Annotated in this window: 16 protein-coding genes; 7 read left to right on the forward strand and 9 right to left on the reverse strand. The window is 56.5% G+C overall.

Features of this window, described 5'->3' with window-relative positions; translation table 11 throughout:
- Nucleotides 1-16: 16 nt before the first annotated feature.
- The 5 genes from DFR46_RS14345 to DFR46_RS14365 all read right to left on the reverse strand — a co-directional run bounded on the left by DFR46_RS14345 (nucleotide 17) and on the right by DFR46_RS14365 (nucleotide 4,849).
- Nucleotides 17-1,375 (reverse strand): metal-dependent hydrolase family protein, encoded by a 1,359-nt coding sequence (locus tag DFR46_RS14345; RefSeq protein WP_116237390.1) that lies wholly within the window; start codon nucleotides 1,373-1,375, stop codon nucleotides 17-19.
- On the reverse strand, nucleotides 1,372-2,223 hold the full coding sequence (locus tag DFR46_RS14350; RefSeq protein ID WP_116237391.1) for an alpha/beta fold hydrolase: 852 nt from the start codon (nucleotides 2,221-2,223) through the stop codon (nucleotides 1,372-1,374). The genes DFR46_RS14345 and DFR46_RS14350 overlap by 4 nt, the downstream gene beginning before the upstream one ends.
- The gene (locus DFR46_RS14355; protein ID WP_116237392.1) at nucleotides 2,223-2,699 is read right to left on the reverse strand and encodes an aromatic-ring-hydroxylating dioxygenase subunit beta; all 477 of its coding nucleotides are present in this window, start codon (nucleotides 2,697-2,699) and stop codon (nucleotides 2,223-2,225) included. Before DFR46_RS14355 ends, DFR46_RS14350 begins: the two co-directional genes overlap by 1 nt.
- Nucleotides 2,696-3,961, reverse strand: a complete 1,266-nt coding sequence (locus tag DFR46_RS14360; RefSeq protein ID WP_211306469.1) for an aromatic ring-hydroxylating oxygenase subunit alpha — start codon at nucleotides 3,959-3,961, stop codon at nucleotides 2,696-2,698. The genes DFR46_RS14355 and DFR46_RS14360 overlap by 4 nt, the downstream gene beginning before the upstream one ends.
- Before the next feature lie 438 nt (nucleotides 3,962-4,399).
- Nucleotides 4,400-4,849: a helix-turn-helix domain-containing protein gene (locus DFR46_RS14365; protein ID WP_162843497.1), complete on the reverse strand. Its 450-nt coding sequence runs from the start codon at nucleotides 4,847-4,849 to the stop codon at nucleotides 4,400-4,402.
- 159 nt (nucleotides 4,850-5,008) lie between these two features.
- On the opposite strand from DFR46_RS14365, the gene DFR46_RS14370 reads away from it, so the two are divergent.
- The 6 genes from DFR46_RS14370 to DFR46_RS14395 are packed head-to-tail and all read left to right on the forward strand — an operon-like array spanning nucleotide 5,009 to nucleotide 14,042.
- Nucleotides 5,009-8,497, forward strand: coding sequence for a pyruvate carboxylase (locus tag DFR46_RS14370; RefSeq protein ID WP_116237395.1), 3,489 nt, complete (start codon nucleotides 5,009-5,011; stop codon nucleotides 8,495-8,497).
- Nucleotides 8,494-8,916: an NAD(P)H-dependent oxidoreductase subunit E gene (locus DFR46_RS14375; protein WP_116237396.1), complete on the forward strand. Its 423-nt coding sequence runs from the start codon at nucleotides 8,494-8,496 to the stop codon at nucleotides 8,914-8,916. Before DFR46_RS14370 ends, DFR46_RS14375 begins: the two co-directional genes overlap by 4 nt.
- Nucleotides 8,917-8,919: 3 nt before the next feature.
- Nucleotides 8,920-10,446 (forward strand): NADH-ubiquinone oxidoreductase-F iron-sulfur binding region domain-containing protein, encoded by a 1,527-nt coding sequence (locus tag DFR46_RS14380; RefSeq protein WP_116237397.1) that lies wholly within the window; start codon nucleotides 8,920-8,922, stop codon nucleotides 10,444-10,446.
- On the forward strand, nucleotides 10,443-10,976 hold the full coding sequence (gene mobA / locus DFR46_RS14385) for a molybdenum cofactor guanylyltransferase (RefSeq protein ID WP_116237398.1): 534 nt from the start codon (nucleotides 10,443-10,445) through the stop codon (nucleotides 10,974-10,976). Before DFR46_RS14380 ends, mobA begins: the two co-directional genes overlap by 4 nt.
- Nucleotides 10,966-13,812: a formate dehydrogenase subunit alpha gene (gene fdhF, locus DFR46_RS14390; protein ID WP_116237399.1), complete on the forward strand. Its 2,847-nt coding sequence runs from the start codon at nucleotides 10,966-10,968 to the stop codon at nucleotides 13,810-13,812. The genes mobA and fdhF overlap by 11 nt, the downstream gene beginning before the upstream one ends.
- Nucleotides 13,813-13,835: 23 nt before the next feature.
- Nucleotides 13,836-14,042: a formate dehydrogenase subunit delta gene (locus DFR46_RS14395; protein WP_245953908.1), complete on the forward strand. Its 207-nt coding sequence runs from the start codon at nucleotides 13,836-13,838 to the stop codon at nucleotides 14,040-14,042.
- On the opposite strand, the gene fdhD is transcribed toward DFR46_RS14395, so the two are convergent.
- From fdhD to DFR46_RS14415, 4 genes are all read right to left on the reverse strand, one after another.
- Nucleotides 14,039-14,812, reverse strand: a complete 774-nt coding sequence (gene fdhD / locus DFR46_RS14400) for a formate dehydrogenase accessory sulfurtransferase FdhD (protein WP_116237405.1) — start codon at nucleotides 14,810-14,812, stop codon at nucleotides 14,039-14,041. The two genes, DFR46_RS14395 and fdhD, sit on opposite strands and share 4 nt — an antisense overlap.
- A gap of 132 nt (nucleotides 14,813-14,944) precedes the next feature.
- Nucleotides 14,945-15,970: a 4-hydroxy-2-oxovalerate aldolase gene (gene dmpG, locus DFR46_RS14405; protein ID WP_116237401.1), complete on the reverse strand. Its 1,026-nt coding sequence runs from the start codon at nucleotides 15,968-15,970 to the stop codon at nucleotides 14,945-14,947.
- Nucleotides 15,967-16,911: an acetaldehyde dehydrogenase (acetylating) gene (locus DFR46_RS14410; RefSeq protein WP_116237402.1), complete on the reverse strand. Its 945-nt coding sequence runs from the start codon at nucleotides 16,909-16,911 to the stop codon at nucleotides 15,967-15,969. Before DFR46_RS14410 ends, dmpG begins: the two co-directional genes overlap by 4 nt.
- A 2-nt stretch (nucleotides 16,912-16,913) precedes the next feature.
- Nucleotides 16,914-17,696, reverse strand: a complete 783-nt coding sequence (locus tag DFR46_RS14415; protein ID WP_116237403.1) for a 2-keto-4-pentenoate hydratase — start codon at nucleotides 17,694-17,696, stop codon at nucleotides 16,914-16,916.
- Here DFR46_RS14415 and DFR46_RS14730 point away from each other — a divergent pair.
- Complete coding sequence (locus DFR46_RS14730) at nucleotides 17,651-18,538, forward strand: IclR family transcriptional regulator (RefSeq protein ID WP_147297703.1); 888 nt, start codon at nucleotides 17,651-17,653, stop codon at nucleotides 18,536-18,538. The two genes, DFR46_RS14415 and DFR46_RS14730, sit on opposite strands and share 46 nt — an antisense overlap.
- The last annotated feature ends 439 nt before the right edge of the window (nucleotides 18,539-18,977 follow it).

The following is an 18,977-nucleotide window of genomic DNA, read 5'->3' on the forward strand; positions in this document are numbered from 1 at the left end:
CCATGAACCGCCCTGCCTATTCGGCCGCTATCCCATTTCGGGCCGCAAGCGTATCGCGCGTGTAAACATCGTTCCACATGGCATAGCTGAATTCAGTCGCCAGTCGGGATCGGTTATGATTGGGGGTCAAGTCTACAGTGGCCCCGTCTTTATAGACCGCCAGAATGTTAGCCGGATCAAGCGGAACCGAAATATCTTCCAGCGGATTTTGAGCGAGCACCAATATGTCGGCGATGCTGCCCTGTGTCAGCGACCCGACATCCGATCCCGCTTGGGTAAACCATGCGTTTTCCACGGTCGCCTGCCGCAATACTTCCCGCTCCGAAAACCCGATATATTTCATATGGTTTTCCAGCTCACGGGCATGCCACTCGCCATAAGGTGTCACGGCAAAGCCGGCTTCGCTGCCAATCAGAAAACGCACACCTGCTTCGCGCGCCCGGCTGAGGTTTTTCGCCGCGGCATCCAGCTCATGTTTGTGTGCATCAACCAGTGCGGGATAGCTTGGATCACTTGGCTGAGCGAATTCGATATTGTTCACTAAGAGCGAGAGCGTCGGGCAGAGAGCACAGTCATTCTCGATAACCGCCTCAAGGGCTTGTTCATCCATATAGGACGCATGAAATATCAGATCGGCATCGGCGCGGGCAGCATGGAGAACGCCCTCTGCTCCGCGGGCATGCACAACGACCTTGCGACCGAGCCGATGAGCCTCATCCACCAGCAAATCGACCTCGTCCTGCCGGAAGGCACAGGCCAACCGTATCGATGACGGGTTCATGGAATCGCCGTCCATCGACAGCTTGATGAAGTCGACCCCATCCTTCACCTGCTGCCGGATGGCATCGAGCCCCTCATCCTTGTTGTGAACGATCTGACCAATCGAAGTGTCGGGAACTCCGACCCAGGTTGGATACCAATCCACCAACCCTTGGCGCGAGCTGATATTCCGCCCCGAACAGGTCACACGCGGGCCAACAAAAAGGCCGGCATCAATGGCATCGCGAATAGCCAGACTAACGCGGCCTGAAGTCGTCGGATCACATACCGAGGTATAGCCAGCGCGCAAAATCCTCTGCGCGGCTTCCATACCGCGCAGTGCACGAAATTCGAGGCTCGCGAAAAGGTCTATATCCTCCTCGGTCTTCGCTTCTCCATAGGATAGGTGGACATGCGCATCGATCAGGCCAGGCATAACGAAAGCATCGTTATAGTCGATAATCTTGGCCTCAGGCGCAATGGCAGGCGCCTTTCCCGAATGCCCTGCATAAACTATATGCTGACCTTGCATGACAATGACGGCATCCGAAATCACGATGTCAGCCCCGGGGTCGAACATCGTGCCGCATCTGATAACGTTGGTCTGTTGGTTCATCGTTCATCCTGCCTTGCAAAATGGTTGTGAATGGCACTCAGAAAGGTTTCCGTCCTCTCCATTGCAATGGAATGGCTGCATCGGCCGAGCAGCATGCAATCTGCATCCGGCATTTTATCGAGCAACGCGAGCGACCCGGTTTCTGCAGGAAAAGCGAGGTCTTCGCGCCCGTGCAGCATCATGACGGGAACAGAGACGCGCGCCAAAATATCGTCTGAAACCACGGCAGCATTTATATAATGTTCGAAATCGCCCTCGAACATCGTGTCAAAATAGAGCCGATACTCCTCAGATCCGATGATCTCCATGCGCGCATCAAGATAGGCGTCCGTAATCAACTCATCGTCGGCGATCAGTGCCTGAGCCGCACTGCGCATCTCCTCGCGCGAAGCCGGGCACCGCCAGATCTTTGAAAGAGCCGGAGTGACCGGCATGCGCGCACCCATGGTTCCTGTCGTCATCACGCGATTCACGCGCGTATCTTCGGCGGCTATTCTCAGCGCAATAGCGCCCGATATGGAATGGCCGATCACACCGATCTTATCTCTGCCGAATAAATCCAACGCTGCTTTGGCCTGGCGCACCCAAAGCTCAAAATCGAAATATGGCGGTTCCGCACGACGGTCCGAGCTTCCAAAGCCGATGAGATCCATCGCGATTACCGAATAGCGGGAGGCCAACCTATCGAGTACCAATCGCCAATTGCCGATGCTCGACGCCCCGGGACCCGATCCATGGATCAGCAAGAGGGGATCGCCCTGCCCGCCAACATATATGCCTGATTGCAACTCTTCGAACGTGAAGCTTGCCGCACGCAGCGCAGAAAAGGGAGATGACAGTGCCGCCATTATAACGGTGCCGCGATGAGGTTTTGCACGGCAAATGTATCGAGGATTACCGTGCGCTTTTTGAACTTGGGGCCGTCATCGGTTTCGACGATTACATCGCGATATCGGCCCACGGCGTAGGTCTTGGATCGGCCCTCTTCGCAGGTATGGAAGATGACGAAATTAGATGATGCCTCAATGATATCATCGCGTGCCGAAATGCGGGTGTTTGTGATGAGATGCCGTGAATATACAAATTCGTAAGTGAGCGCATCGCGCAGCGCGGTCACCCGATCCTCCATCATTCCCCGGCTATAATAATAGACAAGTGGCGCGGGCAGACCCATCGCTTCATTCTCGCGAGACAATATCTTGTAGAGCCCGTTTTCGAGAAACAATTCCGGCCATTCCTCAAGCCGATCCTCATCAAGGCAGTCGACATATCGTTCGAGCAAATCCTGAACCGGTGATGAGGTGTCGCAAACGGCATTCATCATGCTTGCTCCTGCGCTCGGGCAAGGCCCATTGCTTCCGAGTAGCACTTCCAGAAACCGCGTACCGCGACCTCAGTCGCTAGAGTATCCTGATCCTCAATGGCACCCCGGCCACCCATCTGCACAGTCGAACAATTGTCAGGCTCCCGCCGGTTCACACCGGACTGAACAAGCCTCCCGGCCTCGCCATCTTCAAGCGAAATATAACCAGCCGGACCCACGAAATTCGATTGCCGCAACTTGCCCTCTGTCGCTTCCGCGTCATCGTCTTCGAAACCCAGATATGTCCAGTATAACTCGAATTCGTTGAGGCCTTTGGGACGGACATGACGTGTCTGGAACGTGTTCGCGACCTGACCCAGCATAAGGTTGGGAAAAATCGTCATAATCATATTGGTGACCTTGTCGTCATAATCCGGCTTAACGTCGAATAGTGAGGGATCGCGTAGACTGTAGTCGGTTCTGTATTTGTCGATCCCGGCATAGGTGGAGTTAACGTCCGCCTGCTCCTCATCGATATCGGCCGTGCGCAAAACGCTATGCCCTTTGCTTTCGTCCATAGTGACGCGGCCCGACATCGTGGGTCGGTAGATGCCGAAAGTGACATGGAAGAGATGTAACAACCCCGCATGATAAGGGTCTTTGACGTTTTCCAGATACAGCTTCCAGTTGGCCGGAATGACTTGGCGATAATAGCCGAGCACCTTAACGGGTCGGTCAAATATGCGATCAATCTCCGGTCGTATCTTCGGCCCCAAATAGTCGTAGAGGGGCGGCGTTTCGTCAGAGAATGTGCCGAATACCAGTCCCTTGTATGACTCGACCCGTATACGGCGAAGACCATGTTTCGATTTGTCGAAATCCTTGGGCATTCCGCCCTGACCCTTCACACCGCGCTGCTGCGGCACGCCTAACAAGTCTCCACGATCGCTGAAGCACCATTGATGATATGCACAGGTGTGCGAGGTCGCCGTGCCGCGCATCCTACGGACAAGCTGCGCTCCTCGGTGCGCACAGCTGTTCAGGAAAGCCACGACGTCCCCATCTTCAGTCCGCTGAACAACCACCTGCCGCTCACCGATATAGCTGACCACGTACTGACCGGGGTCGCGGATTTCCGCGTCGAGGCAAAGGTAATTCCAATGAGGCCCCGCAAACAGCCGCTTTGACTCGCGTGCATAGAGTTCCGGATCCGTAAATACTGCATAAGGTATGCGGCTAGAATCTTCAGCAGGCCAAAAATTTGATGTCATCTCAATACCCACTCCAATTTCCTATTTTTTGTAGGACGATTCATGTAGGGCTATAGTTTGAGTGATGTCATCCTTCAAGCACTTTTTTGCGTGGAGAAACCTTATCGCTGGTGCTTCTTGCCATTTTATACGCCGTCGGATTTTGTAAGCAGCGCCGCAAAGCGCCTTTAGATAGCGATCACGCTCCCACTCATCAGGAGTCTTTTCTCGAAATGAAAGTGAAATGGCAGCGATAGCTTTTTCATCGGCATCTACCGACGGCACAGCGAGACAATAGAGATCCTCATCTACCTAATGATCGTCCACGGCGAATCCGCACTTTTGCACATTGGCTATTTCTTCCTGCAATGCTTCGGGCCGAATAATGGTCTTAGCTGGTCAACCAAACAAACGGCCCTTGAGAGAGAAAAGGTAGCGAGTTCTTCTCCACCGAGCGCTGCCAACAAAATTTTACCGAGCCCTGAGCAATAAGCCTCGAGTTGCATTGTCTCGCGGGTAAAAAGGCTTTGCTTTCTCCTTTCCCGCCTTCAACAGATAGATCACCATATCCTGCTCGAATATGCCAAAATGGTCTATGCATCCATAGCGTCGCGCCAATTGCGAGAGGGTGGGCCGGGCGATACCCGCCGCGATGGCAGTGGGTTCGAGTTCCGATGAGAGCGCGGTCAGCATAGGACCAGCATGATAATAGCCACGTCGGCTACGGATCAGATAACCCGACTTTTGAAGTTGCTGTGCAACGCGATGCGCGGTGGCCAGCGGCAAGCCAAGCCTATTCGCTAACACGCTATGTGAGTTCTGACCGCAATTTCGGATGAGGGCCATCAGCAATGGCAAAGCTTGCTCCAACGAGCTTCCGCGATCTTCTTTATCTCTCAGATCTTGGGAGATACTATCCATGGAGTGATGGCAGCAATCACTTTGTTCGATTAGATCGAACCTCTGAGGTAATGCGCAAAAAGAGGAAGGATTGAAGTATATGAACGGTCGAAAAGCCCTGAATTCCGACATTAATCCCCGTCGGAATCAGCCGTGCGCGCTAGTTGCTAAGCCGATGATATGAGCGTGTTTCTCCATCGACACCAACATACGCAAATAACGAAGCTGCTCGTCGCAAATCGTTCGGAAATAGCGATTCGAGTTTTCCGAGCCGCAAGTGAGTTGGGAATAGGAACAGTCGGCATCTATGCCGAACAGGACAAACTCTCACTGCATCGCTTCAAATGCGATGAAGCATATCATCTCGGTGATGGCAAAGGTGCTATTGATGCCTATCTGGATAGTGATCGGATCATTGCCATCGCGCGCGAGGCAGGCGCAGATGCGATACACCCCGGATATGGGTTCCTTTCAGAAGACCCGGCTTTTGCAGAAAGCAGCAAACGAGCCGGGCTCATTTTCATCGGCCCCTCACCAAAAACCATGCACATGCTCGGGAACAAGGTTTCTGCACGCAAGATTGCGATTGCCGCCGGAGTGCCGGTCATACCCGCGACGGACCCGCTACCAGCCGATCCCAATATCATCAAAGCTGCCGCAGATGAGCTTGGATATCCAGTGATGCTCAAGGCAAGCTGGGGCGGCGGGGGACGCGGAATGCGGTCAATCAATAGTTCAGGCGCCCTCATCGCCGCAGTAGACAGTGGCCGCCGAGAGGCACACGCTGTTTTCGGACGCGACGAAGTCTATCTCGAAAAGCTGATTCAGCGGGCTCGCCATATCGAAGTGCAATTGCTCGGTGACCATCATGGCAACATCGTCCATTTGTACGAGCGAGATTGCTCTATACAGCGCCGCAATCAGAAGATCATCGAACGGGCTCCTGCCCCCTATCTCGATGAGATAACGCGCAACAAGATCTGCGAGGCCGCCTTGGCGATAGGCAGAACAACCAACTATGTCGGCGCCGGCACGGTCGAGTTTCTGCTGGATGAAGATAGTGGAAATTTCTATTTCATTGAAGTCAATCCGCGAATCCAGGTGGAGCATACTGTCACCGAAGTTGTGACCGGAATTGATATTGTCAAAGCGCAGATCAAGATTGCCAATGGAAATCGGGTGGGCGTTGCGGAGGAAACGGGTGTCCCTTGCCAAACCGACATTCAGCTTAATGGCCATGCCCTGCAATGCCGGGTAACCACCGAAGATCCTCAGAACAATTTTATTCCTGATTATGGGCGTATCGCAGCCTATCGTGGCGCCTTCGGTTTCGGGATCCGTATCGATGGCGGCACGGCTTATTCTGGAGCAATAGTGACCCGCCACTATGACCCTTTGCTGGAAAAGATCGTTGCATGGGCACCTACTGGTGATGAGGCAATTGCGCGAATGGTTCGAGCGCTGCGCGAATACAGAATTCGCGGAGTGGCGACCAATCTCCAATTTCTAGTGAATGTCCTCACCCATCCGGATTTCCTAGCAGGTCAATATACAACGCGTTTCATCGACGAGGAGCCGGAGCTTCTACGATCGCGCAAACGGCAAGACCGGGCCAGCCGGCTATTGCGATACATTGCCGACGTCACGGTCAACGGCCATCCTGATGTCAAAGGCCGCGCACGCCCGGCTACCCATCGAAAATCAACCGTAGCACCACAATTTGATGTTCCCATCCAAGACGGAACGCGCCAGAGATTCCAAAAGCTCGGCGCAGTGGGTTTTGCGCGATGGATGCGCGAGCACCCGCGAATATTGATAACCGACACGACAATGCGCGACGCGCATCAATCTTTGCTCGCAACGCGTATGCGCACTACCGATATGGTGCGCATCGCGAACGACTATGCTCGCGGCCTTCCTGGATTGCTTTCAGTTGAATGTTGGGGCGGCGCAACCTTCGACGTCGCCATGCGCTTTCTCCAGGAAGACCCTTGGGATAGACTGTTCGGAATTCGCGAAACGGCGCCGAACCTTCTTACCCAGATGCTCTTACGCGGAGCAAATGGTGTAGGTTACACCAACTATCCCGACAATGTCGTTCGGCATTTCATTGCGGAAGCAGCACAAGGTATAGATATCTTCCGAATTTTTGATTGCCTCAACTGGGTCGAAAATATGCGGGTCGCTATCGATGCAGTAGTCGAAAGCGGAAAGATCGCCGAAGGCGCGCTTTGCTACACTGGCGATATATTGAACCCGGACCGTGCCAAATATAACCTCGCCTATTATGCGGGCCTGGCCCGCGAATTGGAAGCCGCCGGTTGCCACATCCTGGCGATCAAGGACATGGCCGGATTGTTGAAGCCGGGGGCTGCCACGGCGCTGATCAATGCACTGCGCAATGAAACCGACCTCCCCATTCATCTGCATACTCACGATACATCTGGCGCTGCAGCAGCTACCATTCTCGCTGCGATCGATGCGGGAGTCGATGCGGTGGATGCGGCAATGGACTCCATGTCGGGCACAACGTCCCAGCCCTGCCTTGGATCAATCGTCGAAGCGGTGCATCATACTGATCGCGATAGCGGTCTGTCATCCCAGGCTATCCGCCAGTTGAGTTTCTATTGGGAAAACGTACGCAGCTATTACACCGCATTCGAACAGGACCTTAAATCTGGCGCTTCGGAAGTGTACATGCATGAAATGCCGGGTGGGCAGTTCACAAACTTGAAGGAACAGGCCCGCTCTCTTGATCTCGAGGACCGCTGGCACGAAGTCTCTGCAGCTTATACCGAGGCTAATATGATGTTCGGGGACATCGTAAAGGTTACACCTTCGTCCAAGGTTGTCGGTGACATGGCATTGATGATGGTTAGCCAGAACCTTTCTGCCAATGATATTCTTGATGAGAATCGCGATATCGCCTTTCCAAGCTCGGTCGAACAGATGCTACATGGGGATCTAGGACAACCGCCGGGTGGCTGGCCTACTGAAATCCAAAGTCGTGTCCTGAAAGAAATCGAGCCCATAACTGTTCGCCCCGCCTCGCTGATGCAAGCAGCCGACCTCGAGGCCAAACGGCGTGAAGCTGAAGAACGTTGTGGTCGGAAGCTCCAAGAACGTGAGTTTGCAAGCTATCTGATGTATCCCGAGGTGTTCACGGCCTTTGCTAAAGCTCAGGACGAATATGGCATTGTCTCGGTTATCGACACGCCAGTTTATTTCTATGGCATGGAACCGGGCGACGAAATCGCCGTTGATATAGAGCGCGGCAAGACACTCATCATCCGGCTGCTTATGGTTTCGCTAGCTGAGGACGATGGCACGGCACGCGTGTATTTCGAACTCAACGGCCAACCTAGGGTCATCTCGGTGAAAGACCGGAGTGCCGTATCTGGCAGGCCAACCCGCCCAATTGCGCAAGCGGGCAATACCAATCACATAGGCGCACCGATGCCGGGTGTCGTAAGTACGCTTGCGGTCAAGCGCGGCGACACCGTGAAAGTCGGCACCCTACTGATGACACTCGAAGCCATGAAAATGGAAACCGCATTGACCGCCCTGCGTGACGGCGAGGTAGCGGATATTTTTGTTGAAATCGGCAGTGCAGTCGACGCAAAAGACCTCTTGCTGACTCTAGAAGACGAAAAGTCCGAACAAGTATGACCACAGCACGCCTCGACGAGATCATCACGGCCCATAGCATCCGCGAAGCACCACTAATGCCGATCCTCAACGAAGTGCAGGCCGAATTCGGCTGTATCGACGAGGAAGCGAAACGACAGATCGCCAAAGCACTGAACCTGACCCGCACCGAGGTCCACGGCATCGTAAGCTTCTATCACGACTATCGCGAGACGAATGCCGAGCTACCGATCATCAAACTGTGCCGGGCCGAAGCCTGCCAGTCGCGCGGATCGGAAGCGCTCGCCGCCAAAGCCGAAACGATGGCCAATGGCCGCGCCTCCATTGAACCCGTTTATTGCCTTGGCCTGTGCAGCGTCGGACCCAATGCGATGATCGGCGAGAGCGTCCATGCCCGCCTCGACGAACCGGGGCTCGAAGCGCTGATCCGGGAGTTATAGGCCATGCGTATCGCCATTTCCGACGACGCGCTCGCCATCGCCTGCGGCGCCGACAAGCTGGCCGAAGCCTTTGCCAGGGCCGCGCCCGATGCGGAGATCGTCCGCACCTCAAGCTGGGGCATGCAATGGCTTGAACCGCTGGTTGATATCAACGGCATGGGCTTCGGCCCGGCGACGCCGGGCGATGTCGCCGCGATCCTCGACGGCGGTTCCGACAAGGCGATCGGCAAGATTGAAGATCACCCGTTCATCGCGAAACAGCAGCGGCTGACCTTCGCGCGTGCCGGCAAGACGCAGCCGCTAAGCCTTGAAGACTATACCGAAACCGGCGGCTGGGTAGCACTAAAAAAAGCCTATGAGATCGGCCCCGAGGCCACCATCGGGATGGTCACCGAGTCCGGCCTGCGCGGACGCGGCGGCGCGGGCTTCCCGGCTGGCATCAAATGGAAGACGGTCGCCGGCGCGCCGGGCGATCAGAAATATATCGTCTGCAACGCCGATGAAGGCGATAGCGGTACCTTTGCCGATCGCATGCTGATGGAGGGCGATCCCTATTGCCTGATCGAGGGCATGGCGATTGCCGGCCACGCCGTCGGCGCGACCAAGGGCTATATCTATCTGCGTTCCGAATATCCGCACGCGATCCGCAAGATGGAAACCGCGATCAAGGCTTCGGCGCATCTCGTTTCGCCGTTCAAACTGGAAGTGCGTGTCGGCGCGGGCGCTTATGTTTGCGGCGAGGAAACCTCGCTCCTCAACAGCCTCGAAGGCAAGCGGGGCGAAGTGCGGGCCAAGCCTCCCCTTCCCGCGCTCGAAGGCCTGTTCGGCAAGCCTACGGTGGTCAACAACGTCCTCACCCTCGCCGCCGTGCCTAATGTCCTTTCCGAAGGCGCGAAAGCCTATGCGGATTACGGCATTGGCCGGTCGCGCGGCACGATGCCGGTTCAGCTCGCCGGTAACATCAAACAGGGCGGGCTTTACGAGATTGCGTTCGGCATCACGCTGGGCGAGCTTGTCGAGGAGATTGGCGGCGGCACTGAGAGCGGACGGCCGATCAAGGCCGTGCAGGTCGGCGGACCGCTCGGCGCCTATTTCCCGCCTTCTATGTTCCACCTGCCCTTCGATTACGAAGCCTTTACCGAAGCCGGTGGCCTGATCGGCCATGGCGGCATCGTGGTGTTCGACGACACCGCCGACATGCTGAACCAGGCGCATTTCGCGATGGAATTCTGCGCGGTCGAGAGCTGCGGCAAATGCACGCCGTGCCGAATCGGCGCGGTGCGCGGCCAGGAAACGCTCGAACGCATTCGTGCGGGCGGCCGCGGAGCCGGTGCCTGCGAAGCGCTGCCCCAGATGCACAACGCCAAGTCCAGCGAGCGGAGCCTCGAAGACGAAGTCGTCCTGCTGACCGATCTGTGCGAAACGATGAAGTTCGGCTCGCTCTGCGCGCTGGGCGGGTTCACGCCCTATCCGGTGATGAGCGCGCTGACCCACTGGCCCGAGGATTTCGGGTTAGAGCCTGCGTCATGAGGCGTCTCGGCGTCATTCTTGCTGGCGGGCAGTCAAAGCGCTTCGGATCCGACAAGGCTGAGGCTTTGCTTAATGGTAAACCACTAATCGAGCATGTCCGCGGTCATCTAGCAATCCAGTGTGACGCTATTGTGATCTGCGGGCGCGAATATACCGGGACCAAGAGCATTGCAGACAGGCCATCGCCGGGCGAAGGTCCGCTTGGCGGTCTCAATGCTGCGCTCAGCCATGCGTCAAAAAATGGATTTGATGAGGTGCTCAGCGTTGCGTGCGACAATGCCGATCTCCCCGAGGATATCGCAGAGCAACTGTCTCCGCCGCCGGCCTACGTGGCATTGCAGCCCGTTATCGGCCTGTGGCCAGCGACCATGTCCGGACAGCTCAATCAGTGGATGCGCATACAGGACAAGCGCGCGATGATGGCTTGGATAGAGGAGAGCGGAGCGCGGCCGGTGCAACTTTCACGGAAAACTGCAAATATCAACAACCCCGAAGATCTGACGGCACTGGAGAATCCCAATGGGATATGAACCGCAAAAGGATTTTGGCACGCCCGCGAGCCGATCCGAGAAGACGATCACTTTGACCATCGACGGCGAGAAGATAAACGTCCCCGAAGGGACGAGTGTAATGCGCGCGGCGGCCGAGATGGACACTCACATCCCGAAGCTGTGCGCGACCGACAATATAAAGAGTTTTGGTTCTTGCCGCCTGTGCCTCGTCGAGATCGACGATGTGCGTGGAACGCCCGCTTCCTGCACCACGCCGGTCGCAAACGGCATGGCCGTACACACCCAGACGCCCAAATTGCAGAAGCTGCGCAAGGGCGTGATGGAACTCTACATCTCCGATCACCCGCTCGATTGCCTTACGTGCAGCGCCAATAACGACTGCGAACTGCAGGACGAGGCGGCGGCCGTGGGCCTGCGCGATGTGCGCTACGGCTATGAGGGCGAGAACCATCTCGGGCTCGAGACCGACAGCTCCAACCCCTATTTCGATTTCGATCCGTCCAAATGCATCGCCTGTTCGCGCTGCGTGCGCGCCTGCGACGAGGTGCAGGGCACTTATGCGCTCACTATTGAGGGTCGCGGCTTCGGTTCGATGGTTTCAGCGGGGACCCCGATCGATGATTTTATGTCCTCCGAATGTGTGTCGTGCGGCGCCTGCGTCCAAGCCTGCCCGACGGCGACCTTGCAGGAAAAATCGGTCAAGGAAATCGGGCTTCCCGACAAATCCGTCATCACGACCTGCGCCTATTGCGGCGTCGGCTGCACCTTCCGCGCAGAGATGCGCGGCGAACAGCTGGTGCGCATGGTGCCGTGGAAAGACGGCAAGGCCAATCGCGGCCATTCTTGCGTCAAGGGCCGCTTCGCCTGGGGCTATGCTAATCACAAGGAACGTATCCTCAATCCGATGATCCGCGAGAGCATCGACCAGCCCTGGCGCGAAGTCAGCTGGGAAGAAGCGTTCAGTCATGCCGCGAGCGAAATTCAGCGCATCCAGGAAAAATACGGCACGCGTTCGGTCGGCGGCATTACGTCGAGCCGCTGCACCAACGAGGAGACCTTCCTCGTCCAGAAACTGATCCGTGCAGGCTTTCACAACAACAATGTCGATACCTGCGCGCGTGTTTGCCATTCGCCCACCGGTTATGGCCTCAAGACGACCTTCGGCACGAGCGCGGGCACGCAGGATTTCGACAGCGTCGAGCAATCGGACGTGATGTTGGTGATCGGTGCCAACCCGACTGACGCTCATCCCGTATTTGCCAGCCGGATGAAGAAGCGGTTGCGCGAAGGTGCCAAGCTCATCGTCATCGATCCGCGCCGCATCGATCTCGTGCGTATGCCGCATGTCGAGGCAGCCCACCATTTGCCGCTTCAGCCCGGCACGAATGTCGCGGTGCTGACATCGCTCGCGCACGTCATCGTGACAGAAGGACTAGTTGATGAAGCGTTCATTCGCGAACGCTGTGACTGGGATGAGTATCAGGACTGGGCGCGCTTTGTATCCGACGAGAGCCACTCACCAGAACATCTCGAAGCCATCACGAAAGTCCCCGCCGAGGAACTGCGCAGGGCTGCAAGGCTATACGCCACCGGCGGCAAAAGTGCGATCTATTACGGCCTCGGTGTGACCGAGCATTCGCAAGGTTCATCGACCGTCATGGCGATCGCCAATCTTGCCATGGCGACGGGCAACATCGGTCGACCCGGTGTCGGCGTGAACCCGCTACGTGGCCAGAACAATGTGCAGGGAGCATGCGACATGGGCAGCTTCCCGCATGAACTTTCGGGCTATCGCCATGTCTCCGATAGAGCGACGCGCAAGCTTTTTGAAGATGATTGGGGCGTAACGCTAGACCCCGAGCCGGGCCTGCGTATCCCCAATATGCTCGATGCTGCCGTCGATGGAGAATTCAAGGCGCTGTACGTTCAGGGCGAGGATATCCTCCAGTCAGATCCCAACACCAAGCATGTCGCGGCTGGCCTCGAGGCTATGGAATGCGTGATCGTCCACGACCTCTTCCTCAACGAGACCGCGAATTATGCGCATATCTTCCTCCCCGGCTCGACTTTCCTCGAAAAGGACGGAACGTTCACCAATGCCGAGCGACGGATCCAGCTTGTTCGCAAGGTGATGGAACCGATGAACGGTTTGCAGGATTGGGAGGTAACGCAGGAACTCGCCCGCGCGATGGGCCTCGACTGGAACTATGCGCATCCGTCGCAGATCATGGACGAAGTTGCCCGGCTGACCCCGACATTCGCCGGCGTCAGTTTTGACCGGCTCGGCGAACTCGGCTCGATCCAGTGGCCTGCCAATGATGCCACGCCGGACGGCACGCCCGTTATGCATGAAACCGGCTTTGTGCGTGGCAAGGGCAAGTTCGTGGTCACCGACTATGTACCGACCGACGAGAAGACAGGGCCACGATTCCCGCTGCTGCTAACAACAGGCCGCATCCTCAGCCAGTATAACGTGGGTGCACAAACGCGGCGGACGGAAAATTCCCGCTGGCATGAGGAAGACATTCTCGAAATGCATCCTTCGGACGCCGAGAATCGCGGTCTGAAAACCGGCGACTGGACAAACCTCGCCAGCCGGTCAGGTGAAACCACGCTTCGACTGTTGGTGACCGACCGCGTCGCGCCCGGCGTCGTCTATACGACCTTCCACCACCCGGCGACGCAGGCCAATGTCGTCACCACCGAATTTTCGGACTGGGCGACCAATTGCCCCGAATACAAGGTAACGGCGGTGCAGATCTCCCCGTCCAACGGCCCGAGCGACTGGCAGGAAGATTATGAGGCGCATTCCGAGCGCGCCCGCCGGATCGAAATCCCGGAATCGGCCGAATGAATAGCCGGGACAATCTCATATATATGGCTAACCAGATCGCCCGAAATTTTGCGACGCTTGACGATGCAGCTGCCGCCAATGCGATCGCCGCGCACATAGTCAAATATTGGGACCCGCGTATGCGCGTGAAAATTATCGATTCTCTCGAACAGAACGAAAGCAAGCTATTGCCGGTCAGCCGCAATGCCGTCGCCGTCTTGCGCGACACCCACCAGTCAGACGCACCTTAACTTGCAAACAATACCGAATCTGATCGCGCCAGAACGACGAGATTGAGACCAGCAGCCTTGGCCCGTTCAAGTGCCAAACTCGTTGGCGCAGAGATTGTAACTAGTGTCGGGCAATTGGCAACAGAGGCTTTTTCTACAAGTTCATAGGAACAGCGCGCACTGAGCAGCGCAAATCCGCCATCCCAATCCAGCTCTTCGCGCGCCATAGCTCCGATCAATTTATCAAAAGCATTGTGGCGGCCGACATCTTCGCGGGCGAGGCGGATGCGTCCGCCAGCCGAACACAAAGCGGCCACATGGACGGCTCCCGTCTCCGCATTGAGAGGTTGGAAATCGCGTAACCCTGCAAGCGCTGCGAAAAAGACTGCGTCCTCTGGCAACTCCGCCTTTTCCTGCTTCTGTAAGGGGCGCATCGCTTGTTCGAGATTTTCAATGCCACAGAGACCGCAACTTGCATCCGTAGCGCGGTGACGTACTCGTTTAGCGATACGACCGGTCAGGTTTTGCTGAATTGAAATTCGGGCAATTATGCCATCGGGGGTTTGATGGGTCGAAACGTCCAGTACATCGCGCAGACCGTCTATCAGCCGTTCGGCCAGCGCAAACCCATATGCGAAATCCTCCAGATCGGCCGGCGTTGCCATCATGACCGCATAGCCAATACCATTAAACTCAATGGCGATAGCTTGTTCGACCGGAATGACCCGCGCGATCTCGCTGCGGGTACCGTCGGAAGATAATTGCACAAATCGGCAGGTAGGGTTCGTCATTTTCCAAACCATAGTTGGTGCAAGCTGTCCTTACCAATAATTGCTTAGGGCCAACGACTGTCGACGCCGGCCGCAATCCGTGTTCCGTCGATGAAACTGGTGTACCCCCTCAGGGTGGGCCAACAAGGGCAGTCAGGCTTGTCGCGCCAAATCCAACGCGACATCGACAATCATGTCTTCCTGTCCGCCCACCATCTTACGGCGACCCAGCTCAACAAGGATGGCCCGCGTATCTACACCATATTCCTCTCCGGCCTTTTCGGCATGCCGGAGAAAACTCGAATATACGCCGGCGTAGCCAAGCGTTAGTGTTTCGCGGTCCACCCGGACCGGACGGTCCTGAAGCGGCCGCACTAGCTCTTCCGCCGCATCCATAAGCGCGAAGAGATCGGTGCCATGGTTCCAGCCTTCAACATCCGCGGCGGCAATAAATACTTCGAGCGGCGCGTTGCCGGCCCCTGCCCCCATTCCGGCCAAACTCGCATCAACCCGCATCGCACCATTTTTCACCGCGACAATGCTGTTCGCGACGCCGAGCGAGAGATTGTGATGGGCATGCACCCCGCGCTGCGTCTCGGGCTTTAACACGCGGTCATAGGCCTGCACGCGCGCCGCATATTGATCCATCGTCATCGCGCCGCCACTATCGGTGACATAAACACAATGCGCGCCGTAGCTTTCCATCAGCACGGCTTGCTGCGCCAGTGCGTCCGGCTCTGACATATGGCTCATCATCAGGAAGCCCGACACGTCCATGCCCAGATTGCGAGCGGCTTCGATATGCTGCTTCGATACATCGGCTTCGGTACAATGGGTCGCGATGCGCACGGAACGCACGCCCAGATCATAAGAGCGTTTAAGGTCATGCACGGTTCCGATGCCGGGGAGCAGCAAGGTGGTCAGCACGCTGTGTTCCAGCACTTCGGCCACCGCGCCGATCCAGTCCCAATCGGTATGTGCGCCAAAACCATAATTGAAACTGGAACCCTGCAGCCCGTCGCCATGGGCGACCTCGATGGCATCGACCCTCGCCCGGTCGAGCGCTTTGGCGATCGCCCTGACGTGATCGAGGCCATATTGATGGTGGACGGCATGCATGCCGTCCCGCAGGGTCACATCCTGGATATAGAGTTTGTCCTTAGCGGGATCGAAGGTCATGCGGCCACTCCTTCGTGCATTCTCGCGGCAACTTTCTCGGCTGTCTTGAGCGCGGCCGAGGTCATTATGTCGAGATTTCCTGCATAGGCAGGCAGATAGTGCGCAGCCCCTTCCACTTCGAGAAACACCGTGACCTTGAGACCGGTAAATTCCCCTCCCATTTCGGGAATGCGCAAGGGACGGTTCGAACCGATATGTTCAAACTGCACCTTCTGCTTCAGCCGATAACCAGGCACATATTTTTGGACTTGAGCCACCATATCCTCGATCGATTGCTCGATTTCCCCCTGATCGCCATCCTCGGACAAGCAATAGACAGTGTCGCGCATAATCAGCGGCGGTTCGGCGGGATTCAGGACGATGATTGCCTTGCCGCGCTCGGCTCCGCCCACATCAACAATGGCCTGGCTCGTTGTTTCGGTGAACTCGTCGATATTCGCCCGCGTTCCGGGCCCGGCTGATTTGGAAGAGATGGACGCGACGATCTCGCCATAGCGCACCTTCGCCACGCGATTAACCGCAGCAACGATCGGTATTGTTGCCTGTCCGCCGCACGTCACCATGTTGACATTGGGCTCGTCGAGATTGGTATCGCCGTTGACGGGCGGGATAGTGTAAGGGCCGATCGCAGCCGGCGTCAGGTCAATGATCCGCTTTCCTTCGGCACGCAGAATTGCGTCATGATGCTTGTGAGTGCCCGCCGAGGTCGCATCGAAAACGATTTCGATGTCCGCAAACTCCGGCATGGCGAGCAACCCTTCAATGCCTTCCGAAGTGGTAGCCACACCCATACGTGCGGCCCTCTTCAAACCATCTGACTCCGGATCGATTCCCACAAAGGCACTCATTTCGAGCACGTCGGACAGACGCATCACCTTGATCATCAGATCGGTGCCTATATTGCCGGACCCGATGATGGCTACGTTGGTTTTCCCGCTCATGGCTATTCGGCCCCGTAGGAGAAGGAAGCTGAGCCCAGCCCGCCAACCGTCGCCTTGACTTTATCGCCGGGTACAAGGGCAACCATGGGCCCCAGCGCTCCGGTGAGGAGAATATCCCCGGCCCGCAGCGGTTCTCCGCGTTCAGTGAGCGTATTGGCGAGCCATGTCGCAGCGATAAGCGGGTGGCCCAGACATGCCGCCCCCGCCCCTAGCGATACGGTTTCGCCATTCACCTCAAGCACCATGCCGCACGTCCACAGATCCAACCCCGGCAATGCTTTGCGCTCGTTTCCGAGGACGAACATCGCTGAAGACCCATTATCGGCGACGGTATCTGCGAAGGTAATTTTCCAGTCGGCGATGCGGCTGTCGACGATCTCGATCGCGGCCATGGCCTCCGCCACACAATCCGCCAGTTCATCCCGGGTAATTTCCCGTGCGGGCAAATCCTTGCCCAGAATAAGGGCTATCTCCGCTTCGGCCTTGGGCTGTATCACCTTGGACTGTTCAAGAACGCCGCCATCGGCGATTTCCATATCATCAAACAGAACACCGAAATCCGGTTGCCCCACGCCGAGTTGCGCCTGCACCGCCTTTGCCGTCAGCCCGATCTTGCGGCCAACGATACGCCGTCCCTGCTCTTCCCAAAACCTGGTATTGATCGACTGGATCGCATAGGCACCATCGACATCGATCGGGTCCAGCGTATCGCGCATCGGCGGGAGCGTTTTACCTGAATATGCGTCCCGCAGTTTGCGGGCGGCAATTTCTTGGGCGTCTGACATCTCTCTCTCCATTTGAGATTCATATATCATGTCCCCGAACTTGCAGCGACAATGCCGAACGAGCTATCTCTCACATTGTGACAAATAGAGAAGAAACTAACAAATCCGTTGCGAAAGCCTTCAAGCTACTTTCGCGGATCGTTTCGGATGGCGGCAAGAGCAGCCTGACGGAGATTGCGGCTCCCCTGGAAATTCCTTTGCCAACCGCACATCGCATTGCCGAGACATTGATCCGACAGGGCTATCTCGTACGCAGTCGGCGCGGACATTATCATGCGGGGCCAGAACTGCGCATCCTTCACCCCAACCTCTCGATAGCGGAGGTGGCGTCCGGCATTGCCCGCCCGCTGCTCGCGAAACTGGCAAGAAAATATAAGTGCACGGCCCATCTCGGCGTTCTGGAAGGCGGAATGGTCACCTATCTCGTCAAGGCGGGGAATACGGAAACGGAGCTGTTCACGCGCGAGAAAATGCAACTGGAGGCCTATTGCTCGGCAATCGGCAAAATCCTACTAGCGACCGAGCCAGAGCCAGAGCTCGAAGCCTATCTTGATAACGGCCCGTTTGTGAGCCTGACAGCCAACACTCTTGTTTCACCCGATATATTGCGCACCGAGATTGCATCTGTCCGCGACAACGGCATCGCCATCGATAATCGCGAGGTCAGTGAAGACCTGTTCTGCATTGCAGTGCCGGTGACAGATCAGGATGGCCGCATCTTCGCAGCGATCTCCCTGTCTTTCCACCAAGCAGAAATAACTTCCCAGAAGATCGATAAATACATTCCGGCCCTCAACGATGTAGCATCGACGGTCGCACTAAAGCTCGCGGGCTGTCCGTAGAGCATAAGCAATCGACCTCCGGTTCTCACACGTCAGCAACCCGGTCGAGATTTCCAGTTTCCGCTTGCCTGACCTTCGGCAATAGCTTGATAAAAGCCGAAAGGATCTGCTCGGCCTGAAACGCGCCCTTGGTTACGTTCCCTGCACCGTGGACGGGCTTCCCTGCTCCGCGGAATAAATACCCTGTTAACTTGGTCAGGGAATTTGCTCTTGAAAGCCTGAAATTCTGACATTTCTCACGGCGATGACCGCCCAAATATGCTCAAAAGCTACCGATTACCCTGCAAATTCCCGCAGAACAGGGTATTTCGCATCAGAGACCGGTTCGCTCCGGACTGCGTCGCGCACCACACAGTTTATCCTTCCAAATCAATAACTTAGCCTGCGCATTAACTCGGCGAATTGAGGCGCAATTACCGCCCCTTAGCCCTATTATGCG

The sequence above is a fragment of the Parasphingopyxis lamellibrachiae genome (genome assembly GCF_003385775.1).
Lineage (GTDB): Bacteria > Pseudomonadota > Alphaproteobacteria > Sphingomonadales > Sphingomonadaceae > Parasphingopyxis > Parasphingopyxis lamellibrachiae.

Bases quoted from the DNA above. Each gene is read 5' to 3' on its own strand.
- fdhD (WP_116237405.1), bottom strand. From the start codon at position 14,812: ATGACGAACCCTACCTGCCGATTTGTGCAATTATCTTCCGACGGTACC.
- DFR46_RS14350 (WP_116237391.1), bottom strand. From the start codon at position 2,223: ATGGCGGCACTGTCATCTCCCTTTTCTGCGCTGCGTGCGGCAAGCTTC.
- DFR46_RS14365 (WP_162843497.1), bottom strand. From the start codon at position 4,849: ATGGATAGTATCTCCCAAGATCTGAGAGATAAAGAAGATCGCGGAAGC.
- fdhF (WP_116237399.1), top strand. From the start codon at position 10,966: ATGGGATATGAACCGCAAAAGGATTTTGGCACGCCCGCGAGCCGATCC.
- DFR46_RS14370 (WP_116237395.1), top strand. From the start codon at position 5,009: ATGAGCGTGTTTCTCCATCGACACCAACATACGCAAATAACGAAGCTG.
- DFR46_RS14415 (WP_116237403.1), bottom strand. From the start codon at position 17,696: ATGTCAGACGCCCAAGAAATTGCCGCCCGCAAACTGCGGGACGCATAT.
- mobA (WP_116237398.1), top strand. From the start codon at position 10,443: ATGAGGCGTCTCGGCGTCATTCTTGCTGGCGGGCAGTCAAAGCGCTTC.
- DFR46_RS14380 (WP_116237397.1), top strand. From the start codon at position 8,920: ATGCGTATCGCCATTTCCGACGACGCGCTCGCCATCGCCTGCGGCGCC.
- DFR46_RS14355 (WP_116237392.1), bottom strand. From the start codon at position 2,699: ATGATGAATGCCGTTTGCGACACCTCATCACCGGTTCAGGATTTGCTC.
- DFR46_RS14395 (WP_245953908.1), top strand. From the start codon at position 13,836: ATGGCTAACCAGATCGCCCGAAATTTTGCGACGCTTGACGATGCAGCT.
- DFR46_RS14345 (WP_116237390.1), bottom strand. From the start codon at position 1,375: ATGAACCAACAGACCAACGTTATCAGATGCGGCACGATGTTCGACCCC.
- DFR46_RS14730 (WP_147297703.1), top strand. From the start codon at position 17,651: ATGCGTCCCGCAGTTTGCGGGCGGCAATTTCTTGGGCGTCTGACATCT.
- dmpG (WP_116237401.1), bottom strand. From the start codon at position 15,970: ATGACCTTCGATCCCGCTAAGGACAAACTCTATATCCAGGATGTGACC.
- DFR46_RS14410 (WP_116237402.1), bottom strand. From the start codon at position 16,911: ATGAGCGGGAAAACCAACGTAGCCATCATCGGGTCCGGCAATATAGGC.
- DFR46_RS14375 (WP_116237396.1), top strand. From the start codon at position 8,494: ATGACCACAGCACGCCTCGACGAGATCATCACGGCCCATAGCATCCGC.